This is a genomic window from Burkholderia sp. BCC1638 (assembly GCF_902833195.1).
GTDB lineage: Bacteria > Pseudomonadota > Gammaproteobacteria > Burkholderiales > Burkholderiaceae > Burkholderia > Burkholderia diffusa.
In genome coordinates, this window is the sequence record NZ_CADFEC010000037.1 from 1 (window position 1) to 13,832 (window position 13,832).

At 68.0% G+C, this 13,832-nt stretch carries 17 protein-coding genes; 9 read left to right on the forward strand and 8 right to left on the reverse strand.

What is annotated here, in order from left to right; translation table 11 throughout:
- Positions 1-191 precede the first annotated feature (191 nt).
- The 5 genes from HWX22_RS28080 to HWX22_RS28100 all read left to right on the forward strand — a co-directional run bounded on the left by HWX22_RS28080 (position 192) and on the right by HWX22_RS28100 (position 4,446).
- Positions 192-1,079, forward strand: coding sequence for a LysR family transcriptional regulator (locus tag HWX22_RS28080; protein ID WP_175909831.1), 888 nt, complete (start codon positions 192-194; stop codon positions 1,077-1,079).
- A 195-nt stretch (positions 1,080-1,274) separates the two neighbouring features.
- Positions 1,275-1,574: a helix-turn-helix domain-containing protein gene (locus HWX22_RS28085; protein ID WP_059533672.1), complete on the forward strand. Its 300-nt coding sequence runs from the start codon at positions 1,275-1,277 to the stop codon at positions 1,572-1,574.
- Positions 1,575-1,594: 20 nt separating this feature from the next.
- On the forward strand, positions 1,595-2,947 hold the full coding sequence (locus tag HWX22_RS28090; RefSeq protein ID WP_175909833.1) for a pyridoxal-dependent decarboxylase: 1,353 nt from the start codon (positions 1,595-1,597) through the stop codon (positions 2,945-2,947).
- 140 nt (positions 2,948-3,087) lie between these two features.
- Complete coding sequence (locus HWX22_RS28095) at positions 3,088-3,555, forward strand: cupin domain-containing protein (protein WP_175909835.1); 468 nt, start codon at positions 3,088-3,090, stop codon at positions 3,553-3,555.
- A gap of 69 nt (positions 3,556-3,624) precedes the next feature.
- Positions 3,625-4,446, forward strand: a complete 822-nt coding sequence (locus HWX22_RS28100; RefSeq protein ID WP_175909837.1) for an SDR family oxidoreductase — start codon at positions 3,625-3,627, stop codon at positions 4,444-4,446.
- A gap of 90 nt (positions 4,447-4,536) precedes the next feature.
- On the opposite strand, the gene surE is transcribed toward HWX22_RS28100, so the two are convergent.
- The 3 genes from surE to HWX22_RS28115 form a co-directional block, all read right to left on the reverse strand.
- Complete coding sequence (surE, locus tag HWX22_RS28105; protein WP_059533679.1) at positions 4,537-5,316, reverse strand: 5'/3'-nucleotidase SurE; 780 nt, start codon at positions 5,314-5,316, stop codon at positions 4,537-4,539.
- Positions 5,317-5,521: 205 nt separating this feature from the next.
- Positions 5,522-5,821, reverse strand: coding sequence for an AzlD family protein (locus HWX22_RS28110; RefSeq protein WP_175909919.1), 300 nt, complete (start codon positions 5,819-5,821; stop codon positions 5,522-5,524).
- Positions 5,814-6,551 (reverse strand): AzlC family ABC transporter permease, encoded by a 738-nt coding sequence (locus HWX22_RS28115; RefSeq protein WP_059698770.1) that lies wholly within the window; start codon positions 6,549-6,551, stop codon positions 5,814-5,816. Before HWX22_RS28115 ends, HWX22_RS28110 begins: the two co-directional genes overlap by 8 nt.
- A gap of 125 nt (positions 6,552-6,676) precedes the next feature.
- On the opposite strand from HWX22_RS28115, the gene HWX22_RS28120 reads away from it, so the two are divergent.
- Positions 6,677-7,135 carry an Lrp/AsnC family transcriptional regulator gene (locus HWX22_RS28120; protein WP_006486309.1) on the forward strand — a complete coding sequence of 153 codons (459 nt, stop codon included), beginning with the start codon at positions 6,677-6,679 and terminating at the stop codon, positions 7,133-7,135.
- A gap of 219 nt (positions 7,136-7,354) precedes the next feature.
- On the forward strand, positions 7,355-7,924 hold the full coding sequence (locus HWX22_RS28125) for a hypothetical protein (protein ID WP_175909838.1): 570 nt from the start codon (positions 7,355-7,357) through the stop codon (positions 7,922-7,924).
- Positions 7,925-8,171: 247 nt separating this feature from the next.
- Here the strand turns inward: HWX22_RS28125 and HWX22_RS28130 are convergent, their stop codons facing one another.
- The 4 genes from HWX22_RS28130 to HWX22_RS28145 all read right to left on the reverse strand — a co-directional run bounded on the left by HWX22_RS28130 (position 8,172) and on the right by HWX22_RS28145 (position 10,983).
- Positions 8,172-8,804, reverse strand: a complete 633-nt coding sequence (locus tag HWX22_RS28130; protein WP_175909840.1) for a LysE family translocator — start codon at positions 8,802-8,804, stop codon at positions 8,172-8,174.
- A 186-nt stretch (positions 8,805-8,990) separates the two neighbouring features.
- The gene (locus HWX22_RS28135; protein WP_175909842.1) at positions 8,991-9,851 is read right to left on the reverse strand and encodes a hypothetical protein; all 861 of its coding nucleotides are present in this window, start codon (positions 9,849-9,851) and stop codon (positions 8,991-8,993) included.
- Between the two features lie 62 nt (positions 9,852-9,913).
- Entirely contained in the window at positions 9,914-10,246 is a 333-nt protein-coding gene (locus HWX22_RS28140) for a DUF2322 family protein (protein WP_059533687.1), read from the reverse strand.
- Between the two features lie 44 nt (positions 10,247-10,290).
- Entirely contained in the window at positions 10,291-10,983 is a 693-nt protein-coding gene (locus HWX22_RS28145) for a flavin reductase family protein (RefSeq protein ID WP_175909844.1), read from the reverse strand.
- A 214-nt stretch (positions 10,984-11,197) separates the two neighbouring features.
- Here HWX22_RS28145 and HWX22_RS28150 point away from each other — a divergent pair, with 214 nt between their 5' ends.
- A complete protein-coding gene (locus HWX22_RS28150) occupies positions 11,198-11,524 on the forward strand; it encodes a thioredoxin family protein (RefSeq protein WP_059533691.1) in 327 nt (108 codons plus the stop codon).
- A gap of 10 nt (positions 11,525-11,534) precedes the next feature.
- A complete protein-coding gene (locus HWX22_RS28155; protein WP_059464957.1) occupies positions 11,535-11,954 on the forward strand; it encodes a secondary thiamine-phosphate synthase enzyme YjbQ in 420 nt (139 codons plus the stop codon).
- A gap of 57 nt (positions 11,955-12,011) precedes the next feature.
- Here HWX22_RS28155 and atsR read toward each other — a convergent pair whose 3' ends face one another.
- On the reverse strand, positions 12,012-13,823 hold the full coding sequence (atsR, locus tag HWX22_RS28160; protein WP_175909846.1) for a hybrid sensor histidine kinase/response regulator AtsR: 1,812 nt from the start codon (positions 13,821-13,823) through the stop codon (positions 12,012-12,014).
- Positions 13,824-13,832: the final 9 nt, after the last annotated feature.

The following is a 13,832-nucleotide window of genomic DNA, read 5'->3' on the forward strand; positions in this document are numbered from 1 at the left end:
GCGAGAAATAAGGTGCATCCTCGGGGCAAACTTCTCCGAATGGGCGGCGCTTCGCTTCGGTATCCGGCCATTCCCCGCCCACATCGCCGACCACCTCGCGCGATCGCCTATTAATCAGTGTTTCCCTAGCGCTTGCGGTTGATCCGGATAATTGGGCAGGCTTCGAAAATATCCTTCGGAGGAAGCGAAGAATGCTGCTCGACAATCTGGCGCTGTTTCTGCGCATCGTGGAGAAGGGCGGGCTGGCCGCGGCCGGCCGCGAGGTCGGGCTGTCGCCGGCCACGGTTTCCGAACGGCTGGCGGCGCTCGAGAGTTACTACGGCGCGGCGCTGCTCACACGCACGACCCGCGCGATCAGCCTGACCGACGAAGGCCGCACGCTGGTCGCGGGCGCGCGGCGCCTGCTCGCCGAGGCCGACGAACTCGAAAGCCGCGTGCGGCTCGGCGCGCAGACGCTGTCGGGGCCCGTGCGGCTGAGCGCGCCGGCCGATCTCGGGCAGGCGCGCGTCGTGCCGGTGGTCGACGCGTTCCTGACCGAGCATCCCGGCGTCACGGTCGACCTGCATCTCGGCGACGGCTACGTCGATCTCGTCGGGCAGGGGCTCGATTTCGCGATCCGGCGCGGCACGCTTGCGGACAGCGCGTTGCGTAGCCGTTCGCTCGGCCGTTCGCGCCGCGTGGTGTGCGCCGCGCCCGCGTATCTCGCCGCGCACGGCACGCCGCGGCATCCGGACGAACTCGCCGCGCACGACTGCATCGTGATGCGCTTCGGCCAGGAGCTGTATGCAGGGTGGCCGTTCCGCATCGACGACGAACTGAAACGCGTGATGGTGCGCGGCCGGCGCGTGGCCAACGACGGCGCCCTTGTGCGTGCGTGGTGCGTCGCGGGGCGCGGTATCGCGCTGAAATCGCGACTCGACGTCGAGCAGGATCTGGCGTCCGGCGCGCTCGTCGAGATCCTCCGCGACTTCTCGCCGGGCGAAGTCGACCTGCAGATCGTCTATCCGGGCGGTGCGGTGCAGCCGCGGCGCGTGCGGGCGCTGATCGAAAGGTTGGCGCAGGCGCTGACCGCCGAGTGATCGCAACCAACCGGATCACATCGGCTGGCGCTCCCGCATCGGCCTCCGACGTGATGACGTCGAATGCGGCGCAGCAGCGCAGACACCGCTTCCGGCACCTTCCCGCACGCCGGCAAACGCAACGATCCCGCGCGCAACCGGTTGCCCACGTTTCGTCATTTAGCTAATATTCGAAACGTCAAACGAGGCCGAACCATGGACGACGTCACCCGCATCAGCGCACTGGCCAACGAAAGCCGTCTGGCCGTGATGCGCTGGCTCAAGCAGCCGCGCAAGCATTTCCCGCCGCAGCCGCATGGCGACTTCGACGAACTCGGCGTGTGCTGCACGTACATCACCGAGAAGCTCGGCATCGCGCCGGCGACGACCACGCGCCACATGCGCATCCTCGCGGATGCCGGGCTCGTGCAGGCGACGCGCGTCGGCAAGTTCACGTACTACAAGCGGATCGACGATGCGCTGCATCGGTTGGGCCGCGATCTCCTGCAACTCTGATCTTCACAGAGGCAAACGACATGGATGAACTCGCCCTGCTGGCCGACGCCGACCGGCGCGCGCACGCGTATCTCGCAGCAGCCGGCGAACGGCGCGCGTATCCCGATGCGGCCGCGCTCGCCGGTCTTGCGGCCTTCGACGAACCGCTGCCCGATACGGGCCGCCCGGCCGACGACGTGCTGCGCCTGCTCGACGAGCGCGGCACGCCCGCGACCGTCGCATCGAACGGCCCGAACTACTTCGGCTTCGTGATCGGCGCGACGCTGCCGGCCGCGGCGGCGGCCGAGCGGCTGATGCTTGCGTGGGACCAGTGCGCGTCGTCGTTTGCGAATTCGCCGGTGGCCGCGACGATCGAGCGGCAGGCCGCGCGCTGGGTCGTCGACGTGCTCGGGCTGCCGGAGGGCAGCGCGGTCGGCTTCGGCACGAGCGCGACGGCCTGCACGCTGGTCGCGCTGGTCGCCGCGCGGCGTGCGCTGCTCGCGCGCAAGGGCTGGGACGTCGACGAAGCGGGCCTGATCGGCGCACCCGAGGTGAAGGTCGTGCTCTCCGAGCTCGCGCACATCACGGTGAAGAAGGCGCTGCGCGTGCTCGGCTTCGGGATGAAGCGCCTGATCGTCGCGCCGGTCGATCCGCACGGCCGCATCGATCCCGCGCAATTGCCGCCGCTCGACGACATGACGATCCTCTGCGTGCAGGCCGGCGAAGTGAACACCGGCGAATTCGATCCGTTCGCGGCGCTGGTTCCGCGCGCGAAGGCCGCCGGCGCGTGGGTGCACGTGGACGGCGCGTTCGGGCTGTGGGCGCGCGCGTCGTCGAAGCGCGCGCTGACCGACGGCATTGACGGCGCGGACAGCTGGACCAACGACGGCCACAAGTGGCTCAACACGCCGTACGACGGCGCGATGGTGATCTGCCGCGACGCGGCCGCGCTCGCGACCGCGATGAACAGCGATGCCGTCTACCTGAGCGGCGCGCAGGACGCGCAGAAGAATCTCAACCTCGAATTCTCGCGGCGGGCGCGCGGCATTCCGGTGTGGGCCGCGCTGCGCGCGCTCGGCCGCGCCGGCGTGGCGACGCTGGTCGAGCGGCATTGCGCGCAGGCCCAGCGTGTCGCCGACGGCCTGCGCGCGGCCGGCTACGACGTGCTGAACCGCGTCGTGCTGAACCAGGTGCTCGTGCGCGCCGGCACCGACGACGAGACGATCGCGATCCTTCAGGCCGCGCAGGATTCGGGCGACGTCTGGTTCGGGCAGACCGTGTGGCAGGGGCGGCCGGCGTTCCGGATCAGCGTGTCGTCGTGGCGCACGGAGGACGAACACATCGATCGCCTCGTCGCCCTGCTGACGAAGCTGCGCGGCGTGCACGTGGGCTGAGCGACGTCTCCACGGCGCGGTGGACGAGGATCGTGCCGGTGATCTCGTCCGCATGAAAATGTCGGACAATAGCGCGGCATGCACGCCGCGCCCGCCCGGGCGGCGCGTTCAACCGCTGCATTGACGCCGACGAGATCCCCATGTCCACGACACCTCCCCGGGAACTGCTGAAAGCCGCCGACATCGCGAAAATGGAACCGACCCGCGCGGTGCATTCGCTCAATCCCAACGCCGTTCGCCTCAAACGGCAGCTCAGCGACCTGACCGGCCTCACGCAGATCGGCGCACACCTGCTCACGCTGATGCCCGGCCACGAATCGGCCGAGTATCACCGCCACCTGTACGAGGAAGAATGCGTGTACGTGCTGTCCGGCACCGGCACGGTCACGATCGGCGAACGCACGTACGAAATCGGGCCGGGCGACTTTCTCGGCTTCCCGCGCGGCGGCGATGCACACACGTTGCAGAACACCGGCGACGGGCCGCTGGAACTGTTCGTCCTCGGCCAGCGCCTCGAACACGACGTCTGCGAATACCCCAGAGTCGGCAAGCGGCTTCACATCGCCGGCGAGCTCGAGGATTTCGTCGATCTGCCGAAACGGCCGTAGACGGCACGCATCCGCATCGGCCGTCGTCATGCTTATGATGCGGGAACGCCACTGACAGGATTCCACGCCATGGACGCGCCGCATCCGCCGATGAATGCCCCGGTCTCCGAAACGGAACCTGAAACCGAAACCGTCACCGAGCCGCGCGCGTCGCGCGTGCAGCGGCCCGTCGCGCTCGTCACCGGATCGACGTCGGGAATCGGCGCGGCCATCGCGCGACGGCTGGCGGCGGACGGTTACGCGGTGATCCTGCATTCGCGCAGTTCCGTCGAAACGGGTCGCGCGATGGCGCGCGAACTCGGCGCGGCCTACGTGCAGGCCGATCTCGCCGACGATGCGCAGCGCGTGCGGCTGATCCGCGACGCGGTGGCGGTGCACGGCCGCCTCGACGTGCTGGTCAACAACGCGGGCGTCAGCCGTGTGATTCCGCACGACGATCTCGCCGCCGCGACGCCCGACGTGTGGCGCGAGATGCACGAGATCAACGTGATCGCGCCGTTCCGGCTCGTCGCCGAAGCGCAGCCCGCGCTGCTCGAAGCGGCGTCGAGCGGGCGCGCCGGTTGCGTGATCAACGTCAGCTCGCATGCGGGCGTGCGGCCGAAGGGCGCGTCGATTCCGTATGCGGCGGCGAAGGCCGCGCTCAATCACACGACGCGCTTGCTGGCGCGCACGCTCGCGCCGGCGATTCGCGTCAATGCGGTGGCGCCGGGGCTCGTCGATACGCCGCTGACCGCCGACTGGACCGACGCGCAGCAGCTCTGGCGCGAGCGCGCGCCGATGCGCCGCGCGGCGACGCCGGACGACGTCGCGCAGACGGTCGCGATGCTCGTCGCGTCCGATTACGTGACGGGCGAGATCGTGATGCTCGACGGGGGATTGAACCTGACGTGACCGCGGACGGGTGATGCGGGCGGCGGGGCGGCGTTGTGCTGGGGCGATGCGCGCCGACGGCGAAGCCGCCGGCCGGTATCACCCCCGAGGTCAGCCGAGGTTCGACCGCAGCCGCGCGAGCGCGTGGTCGTGCGTGCGTTCGAACTTCAGCGGCGTGACGGCGATGTAGCCTTCGCCGAGCGCGACCGTCTCCGAATCCGCATCGTCGTCGCGCGGTGCGCGCGCCAGTTTCAGCCAGTGGTATTCGATGTCGCGCGGATCGCGCCCCGACACGATTTCGACGCCCTGCAACGTGCCGGCACCCTGGTTCGTCACCTTCAAGCCGCGCACGTCGTCGGCCGGCCGCGCCGGGAAATTCACGTTGAGGCACGCGTCGCTGTCCCAGCCGGCCGCGACCAGCCGGCGAATCACGTCCGGCGCATGCGTGAGCGCCGTGGTCCACGGCACCGCGTTGCGGTCGCTGAACGCCTGGCTCAGCGCGATCGCCGGCACGCCGACCAGCATGCTCGTCATCGCGGCGCCGACGGTGCCCGAGAACACCGTTTCGGTGCCGAGGTTCGCGCCGCGATTCACGCCGGACAGCACGACATCGGGCCGTGCGTCCTTCATCAGGTGGCTGACCGCGATCGCGACGCAATCGCCCGGCGTGCCGCGCACGGCGAAGCGGCGCTCGCCCTTGCGATGCACGCGCAGCGGTTCGTGCAGGCTCAGCGAATGCGACGTGCCGCTCTGGTCTTCCGCCGGGGCGACGATCCAGACTTCGCGCGCCAGTTGCGTGGCGACCTGTTCGAGCACTTCAAGGCCGGGGGCGTCGAATCCGTCGTCGTTGGTGAGCAGGACGCGGTCGAACAGCGGGCGGGTTTCTTGCATCGGGACGATCCTCGCAGGCAGGCAATCAGGGGAAGGCATCGCGGGTATAGCCGCAAGGCTAACACCCCGTCGTGACGCGTGCCGGGTGTCGCGTCACGCAGAGCCGAAGCCGCTCCCGGCGCGCGGATGCGAAAACGGGCGCATGGCGCGCCCGTCTTCCGCTTCGATGTGTCGCCCGCGCGGCGCTCGGAACCGCGTTACCCGATTACCCGAGCAAATACCGCAGCAGGCCGGCCGACACGACGCCGACGATGACGGTCGGCAGGATCGACAGGCGGGTCGCCGCGATCAGCGTGACGGCGAGCGCGAGCAGATCGGCCGGGCGCGTCGACACGAAGGCCGGCGCGATCACCGAGATCAGCACGCAACCGGGCACGTTCTCCATCACCGACGCCATCCGCGGGCTCAGCGTGCGGTTGCGCAGCAGCACGTAGCCGAGCACGCGCGACAGGTAGGTCGTCGACGCCATCAGCATGATGGTCGCGACCGTCGCGAAATCAGGCAGCATCGCGCGGCTCCCACAGCAGCGCGGCGATCAGCCCCGCGCACGCGCCGGCCGGGACGTACCACGCGCCGGGCACGGCCAGATGCGTGCCGGCCGCGACGACGAGGCTCACGAACCACGGACGGCTCGCGCGCATGCCTTTCCACATCCCACGCAGCAGCACCAGAAACACGGCCGTGAACGCCATGTCGAAGCCGTACTGCTCGACGTTGCCGATCGTCGGGCCGACCGCCGCGCCGAGCGTCGTCATCGAGATCCACGTCAGGTACAGCCCGGCGCACACGCCCGCGTAATACGGGACGCTGATGTGCGTGGCCGAGCGCGAGCGTGCGTCGGCAAGCGACATCGCCCAGCTTTCGTCGCACATGAAGAACAGCGCGGCGAATGCGCGGCGGCGCGGCAGGCGCCGGATGTACGGCGCGAACGCCGCGCCCATCAGGATGTGACGCGAATTCACGAGGAATGACATCGCGACGATCAGCGCGATGTGCGGCGGCGACGTCCACAGATGGATCGCCGCGAATTCGGAGCCGCCGCCGAAATTCAGGCCCGTCATCATCGGGACCTCGAACAGGCTCAGCCCTTTTTGCGCGGCCTGCGCGCCGAGCACCAGCGCGAACGGCACGAAACCCAGCATGACGGGCAGCGCCGCGCGCAATCCGCGGCCCATCTCGGCGACATAGGCGGGCCTGTCGCGAAGCCCGGACGACGTTGAAACGCTACTGCTCATTACTCCTCCTTCGGGGAGGAGGATTGTCTGCTTTTTTGACTCGAATCGGGTTGCGTTGCGGATCGATATTCACGAGAATTTGGCATCGAGTGAGTAATTCGCGATTTTTTTGGAATTTGATGCCAATGAAGCTTGACGCTATCGACCGGCGGATCCTGAGCGCGCTGCAACGCGACGGCCGCATGCAGAACGTGGAACTCGCGCACGAGGTCGGGCTGTCGCCGTCGCCGTGCCTGCGGCGCGTGCGGCTGCTCGAGGAAGCGGGCGTGATCGAGAAATACGTGGCCGTGCTGAACCCGGCGAAGGTCGGCAAGGGGCTGACGATCTTCACGCGCGTGTGGCTGAAGGGGCAGGACGCCGAATCCGTGAACCGCTTCGCCGAGGCCGTCCAGCAGATGCCGGAAGTGGTCGAATGCCACCTGATGGCCGGCGACTGCGATTTCCTGCTGCGCGTGGTGGCCGCCGACATCGACGACTACCGGCGCTTCCAGATGGAATACCTGACGCGCATCCCGGGCGTGCTGAGCGTGAAGACCGACATTCCGATGCAGAAGGTCAAGCTCACGTCGGCGCTGCCGACGTAACGCGGCACGGGCGCGTGACGACGATTCGGCGAATCGTCACCGGCCGGTGACATTTGGCCGATACACTGGGAGGACGAGCCGCTTCGCCACGCACCGGGCGCATCACGGTGCGACTTCGATGCGCAAGCAACTAACGGTCAGCCGCAAAGGGATCGGCGAACGCGCGCGCTGCGCGCGATGCGATCCGCCGGGCGGTGCGTCCATCTTGTCGAGCCATTCATGCAGCCATTCAACAATCCGTGGAATTCGCTGGAAATCGTCAAGCTCGTGCTCGGTGTGCTGACACCGTTGTCGGTCGCGTGTCTCGGCTGGCTCGTCGCGCGCCGATTGAAGCGGCTCGAGCTCGTGCAATGGACCAACCAGCGGCTGATCGAGAAGCGCCTCACGCTGTATGACACGGTCGCGCCGCAGCTCAATGCGCTGCTGTGCTTCTACACGTGGATCGGCTACTGGAAGGACATCTCGCCGGACGACGTGATCCGCGCGAAGCGCGAACTCGACCGCACGTTTCACATCTACCGTTACCTGTTCGACGACGACGTGTACGACGCGTATCACACGTTCATCCACGCGTTGTTCGAGATGCATACGGGACCGGGGCGCGACGCGCGGATCCGTGCGCTGATCCAGTCGCCGGACGGCGACCGCAGCGTGCACGGCACGTATGAGTGGAAGGCCGCGTGGTCCGAGCGGTTCTCGACCGCGAACGTGACGGACAAGGCCGATGTGGTGCGGCACTACACGCGGCTGATGGAGCGGCTGCGCGTGGCGCTCGGCGCGAATCGCTGACGATTGCGCGCGCCGCGCGCCGGTACCGGAATTCGCTACCGGGCGGCGCGGATTGGTCCCCTCATGCACGCGGCCATGTCCACTCGCGTGAGGTTCGCATGTTGATCGACACGGTTTTCAGCCGCTTATGGTGCGCCGGCCGGGGATACGGCGGCGCCGTCTTCCAGGCATCGCATCGAGTGACACGAATTTCTCGCGCGTCAGTCGATCGTATTCGGTACGGACTTCGGAGTCGGCCGGTTCGCGATCAATTCCGTCCCGCCACCGCCAGCCGGGCGGCCAATCCCACGAACACCGTTCCGAGCAGATACCGCGGCAGCTTCGACGGCTGGCGTCGCGCGCCGATGCGCTGACCCAACCGGCTCGCGGACAGAATCACCGCGCCGTTGACGACGAGTCCGATTGCATTGAGCACCGTCGCGAGAACGAGGATCTGCACGGCGATCGAGCCATGCTCGGGACGCACGAATTGCGGGAACAGCGCGAGGACGAACAGCGCCATCTTCGGATTCAGCAGGTTCGTCATCACGCCCTGGCGGAAGATCGCGGCGGTCGAATGGCGGCGAGGCGACGCGGCCGGCGACAGCGCGGTCGCATCCGAACGGAATGTCTTCCATGCGAGGTAAAGCAGATACGCGGCGCCGGCGAATCGCACGGCGTCGTACGCCAGCGGCACCGCGACGAAGAGCTGAGACAGCCCGAGCGCGGCTGCGAGCGCATGACAGTAGGTGCCGACCTGAATGCCCGCGAGCGTGGCGAACCCCGCGCGGCGGCCCTGGCTCACGCTGCGCGATGCAATCAGCAGCATGTCGGGGCCGGGTGTGGCGGTCAGCGCGAGACACGCGCCGGAGAACAGCGCGAGCGTGGAGAGGTCGATCATGGAAGTCCCCTTGTGCTGGAGATGCCCGAAAGGGAGGTCAGTTTAGGAGCGCACGTGGAGCGGGTCAATCGACCGGACGGCCGATCGTCAACGTATTTGTTCCATCTTCCGCGCGACGACAAACGCATGCCATGCGAGCAAGCGCGAGGAATCACGCGCACTCGTCGACGCGCCGCACCGCGCCGATCACTGTTTCCGGCAAGCCACCTGATAATCGATCACGGTATTCGCCGACGGCGTGTCCGGCTCGCCGCCGGCCGTCGTCACACCGAGCACGCCGGCCGCGCTCCGATACCGCAGCGCGCAATACCCCATGCCGGTGCCGGAGCACGCTTCGGCTTCGATGATCCCGTGCTTCGCGAGCGTGGCCGCGCCGTCCGCCGAGTCCGGCTTCTCGCGCGGACGCAGCGGCTGCCAGCCACGCGAGATCAGGATCTTGCGCGCCGTATCGAGCGGCTTGCCGTACACGTTGGGCACGACTGCACGGCCGTGGCAGTACGTGCGCTCGGCGGCGACCGCCGCCAGCCGCAAGCCGCCATGCTCTTCGCGCAGCTCGCCGACGGGCGCCGACGGGCCGTCGCCGCCCCAGACCAGCAGCGCGCCGCTTTCCAGCGACTCGGCCGAGCCGAGCTGCCAGCCGGCCGCGCGTGCCGTATAGCCGAGCGCGACGAGCGTCGTGCCGTCGAAGACGCCGATGTTTGCGTTGCGCGCGTAACAGATCGCGCTCGTCCCCGGCTTGAAACCGCTCGCAAACGTGACGACCGTATAGCGGCCGAGCGGCGCTTCCGACGTCACGATCCAGCCGAGCTTCGCGACATCGCGGCCGGCCGCGGTTGCGGTCTTCGCACGATATCGCGCACAGAATGCGTCGAGCGTGCCGTTCTCCGGCGAGCGCGGCAGCGCGCCGAGCGGAACCAGGGACGCGCCGGCGATATCGGAAGCCGTGTGCAGCGTCTCGGCGGACGCCGTGCCGCCGAGCGCGACGCACGCGAGGGCGACGCTCGATGCGACGCGGCGGGTGAACGGCCGGACAGTCATGCGACGCATGTGGATGGTCTCCGGGAAAGGACGGGCATCGCCCGTTTGCGTGCGTGCCCGTCGCCGGGCATTCAGGCCTTCGCGACCACGTCGATCCGCAGCGCGTCGCCGCCGTCGACGATCGCCAGCAGACGATCGACGTTCGGGTGTGCGCCCGGGCGGTTACGCGCGTCCGCGGTGTGCTCCGCGAACACGGCGAGGCCGTGCTCGGCGGCCTTCGCGTCGAGCGTGCCGAATGCCTGCTTCAGATAGTTGTACACCGCGAGCGAACCCTGCTTGCCCGGCTGGTTCTCGATGCTGGCGACCACGTCGCCGTTCGCGCCGACGAGATCGATGCGCGCGACACCGTCGATGGCCGGCAGTTGCGCGAGGTTGTCCTTGAATACTTGGGTCGGTTGAATCACTGAAACACTCCGTCGGTTCGGTCATGGGTCGATCGGCCCGTATCTTATCCGATCGACATGCCCGCTTCGCGCGCGCGGTCGATGTCGGGGCTGCGATAGGCGCGCTCCGGAATCTCGGCGAGCCTTGACGCATGCACCTGATGCGGCGCGAGGCCATAGAACTTCTGAAAACTCATGATCAGCGGCGACCATTTGTCCGGATCGATGCGGTCCGGATGACCGTCCATCAGCAGGTCGGGATGTACGTGAACGCGCTGGATGCGCACCTCGAACACGCGGATGTGGCCGCGCAGGTCGGGCGCTTCGTCGCCGATGCCGTGCGTGGCGGCGACCACCGCTTCCAGATGCACCGGGCATTCGAGCGCGCGCGGCGGGGCGATGGTCTGCGAGGGCGTCTCGGTGAGCCCGGCGGTGCCGAACTTGTCCGGTTCGTACACGTAGCCGCGCGCCTGCTTCGACTCGGGTACCGGATGCGTGCCCGTCGTGCGCGCGATGCGGTCGACCGCCTGCGCCTGCGCCGCCGACGGCAGGTTCAGCACGCATTCGCCGGTGCGCATCAGGTTGTGCGTGGTCTGCGAGCTGGCGGCGAGCCCGAGCATGCCGCGCCAGCCGAGCCAGAACGCGGACGACATCGGCGCAAGATTGGCCGTGCCGTCCGGATTCAGCGTGCTGATCAGCACGACGGGCGTGCCGAAATAGAGGATGTTGGGTTCGGTGACGCGATGCGGGGCATTCATGGTCTTTCCTTCGTTGACGGGATCAGTTCGCATGCTGATCGCGTCGCCGCCGCGCGGCGCTCCGATTCTTGTCGTGTCATTCGCGGGGCGGGGCGTGGCGCGGCCGCCGTCGGCATCGCGCGTGCTTTTCCGCTACAGTGGGAAATCGAAGGTCGCATGTGCCGCCCACGCCGGCGCGCGGCGGCCACGTTCCGCAATTGCACACGAGGGACCGATGGACATCGAGCAACGCTACACCGCCAACGCGCCGACGCGCGCGGAAGTCGACGCACTGGCCGGTGCGACCGTCATCGAATTCGGCACGAACTGGTGCGGAATCTGCGCGGGTGCGCAGCCCGCGATCGTCGCGTCGTTTTCCGCGCATCCGGCCGTGAGGCACCTGAAGATCGAGGATGGCCCGGGTCGGCCGCTCGGCCGTTCGTTCGGCGTGAAGCTGTGGCCGACGCTGGTATTCCTGCGCGACGGGGTCGAAGTCGCGCGCGTCGTGCGCCCCGCCGACGCCGGGCAGATCGAGGCCGACGGCTTTGCCGCGCTCGCCTGAGGCCGTCGTCATGCAACAGGCCATCACGCATATCGGCGTCGACGCGCGCGGCAGCGGCCTCGTCGAGTTCACGCCGCAAGTGCGCGCATTCGTCGACCAGCAGGCAATCCGCACCGGGCTGCTGACCGTGTTCTGCCGCCATACGTCCGCGTCGCTGCTGATCCAGGAGAACGCGGATCCGTCCGTGCAGCGCGACCTCGAACGCTACTTCGCGACGCTCGCGCCCGAGGACGACACGCGCTACGAGCACGACACCGAAGGCCCCGACGACATGCCTGCGCATCTGCGCACGGCGCTCACGCAAGTGCAGCTGTCGATCCCGATCGAGCACGGACGCATGGTGCTCGGCACGTGGCAGGGCATCTATCTGTTCGAGCATCGTCGCGCCGCGCATCGGCGCGACATCGTGCTGCATTTGATCGGCGAGTAAGCGGGAAACGCGCTGCGGGCGGCCGGAACGCCCGCCCGTCACGCATCGCGACCGTGCTCAGCCGAGCAGCTTCTCGACGAGCGCGCCGAGTTCGCGCAGGTGAACGGGTTTCGGCAGGAATTCGTCGAACACCCGCTGGTTCTCGCGCAGCGCGGCCGATTCGTACGCGCTGACACCGAGGATCGACGGAAACTTTCCGTCGTCGTCCGGCTGCGCGACCATCCGGATGCGGTGCGCGACTTCGAAGCCACTCAGGTCCGGCAGTTCGAGATCGACCACGACGAGGTCGTAATGCGTGTCGCCGAAACGGGCGACGCCTTCCTGCCCGGTGCCGCACAGGTCGACGTCGAGGCCGAGCGCCGACAGCATCGCGCCGAGCGTTTCGCGCGCGTTGTCGTTGTCGTCGACGACGAGCGCGCGGCGGTTGCGATGCGCGGCGACGGCCGGCCACGCGGGCGCGTCGCCGGTCGTTTCGCCGGCATCCGGCATCTCGGCCGGCAGCGTCACGACGAACTCGCTGCCTTCGCCGACGACGCTGCGCACGTCGACGTGGCCGCGCAGCGTCGTCACGATCTCGCGCACGACCGCGAGCCCCATGCCGATTCCGTCCACATGCAGGCCGACCGCGTCGTTCGCGCGGTAGAACGGCTCGAAGATCTTCGGCAGATGCTGCTTCGCGATACCGGCGCCCGTGTCCCGCACCGCGAGTTTCAGTTGCCGGCCGGCCGGCGCGTCGACGAGCATGATCGATACGTCGATCGATCCGTCGACGGTGTATTTCACCGAATTCTCGATCAGGTTCGACAGCACCTGACGCAACAGCTTGCGATCGGAGCGGATCGCGAGGTCGTGAGGCTCGACGCGCTGTGCGACGGCGATCCGCTTTGTCGCGATCTTCTCGCGCAGCGGATCGAGCACCTCGGCGAGCAGCGACGCCATGCCGACCGTTTCGGTTTCGGCGAGGCGCTTGGTCGAGCGCAGCTTGATGTAATCGGTCAGGTCCTTGACCAGCGCTTCGAGCGACGACGCGGAATTCTGCAGCCGCCGGATCGTCTTCAGGTTGGCGTCGGACTGCGGCCGCGCGAGCAGGATCTCGATCGAGCCGCAGATCGCCTGCAGCGGCGTGCGCAGTTCATGGCTGACCATCCCGAGGAACGCGTTCTTCGCCTCGATCATCTCGAACGCGCGATCGGATGCCTTGCGCTCCGCATCGAGCGCCGCGTCCTGTCGTTCGAGCAGGTCGTCGCGCGTGCGCATCGTGTAGAACAGCAGCAGGAACAGCGCGCACAGGATCACGCCGAGGATGATGCCGAGCGACAGGATCGCCCGCTGCTTTTCCTTCAGCTGATGGAATGTGAAGTCGCGCTGCGCCATCTCGATCGCGCGGAAGTAGTTCGCGAGGCCGTTGACCTTCGGCCAGTATGCGTTGACGTCGTCGATCACGCGCGGCGCATTCTTTGGCGCGTTGCGCAGCAGCGGCACGTCGTGCTTCAGGCGCGCCATGAATGCGCCGAGCACCGCGATTTCGGCGCGCGCGCGCGGGATGCGCAGCCAGTATTCGGACACTTCGGACGGCCGCTGCAGGAATCCGAACGATACCGACAGGCTGTCGAGCTGCATCTGCACGTGGTCGAAGTCGTCGTCCACGTGCGTCGAGTAGAGGATCAGCTGGCGGTCGAAGCGCGTGTAGGCGTTCCGGTATTGCGCGGCTGTCCAGAACACGCCTTCGCGCGGCCCTTCGAGCACGCCCTCGTTGACCGAGGTCGCGAGCAGGTCCCACAGCAGGAATGCCCACGCGGCGAATCCCAGGATCCACAACGATCCCAGGATGAGGATGATCTTTCTGTTCTTCCACCGCCCGCGCATCATGTCCCGCGC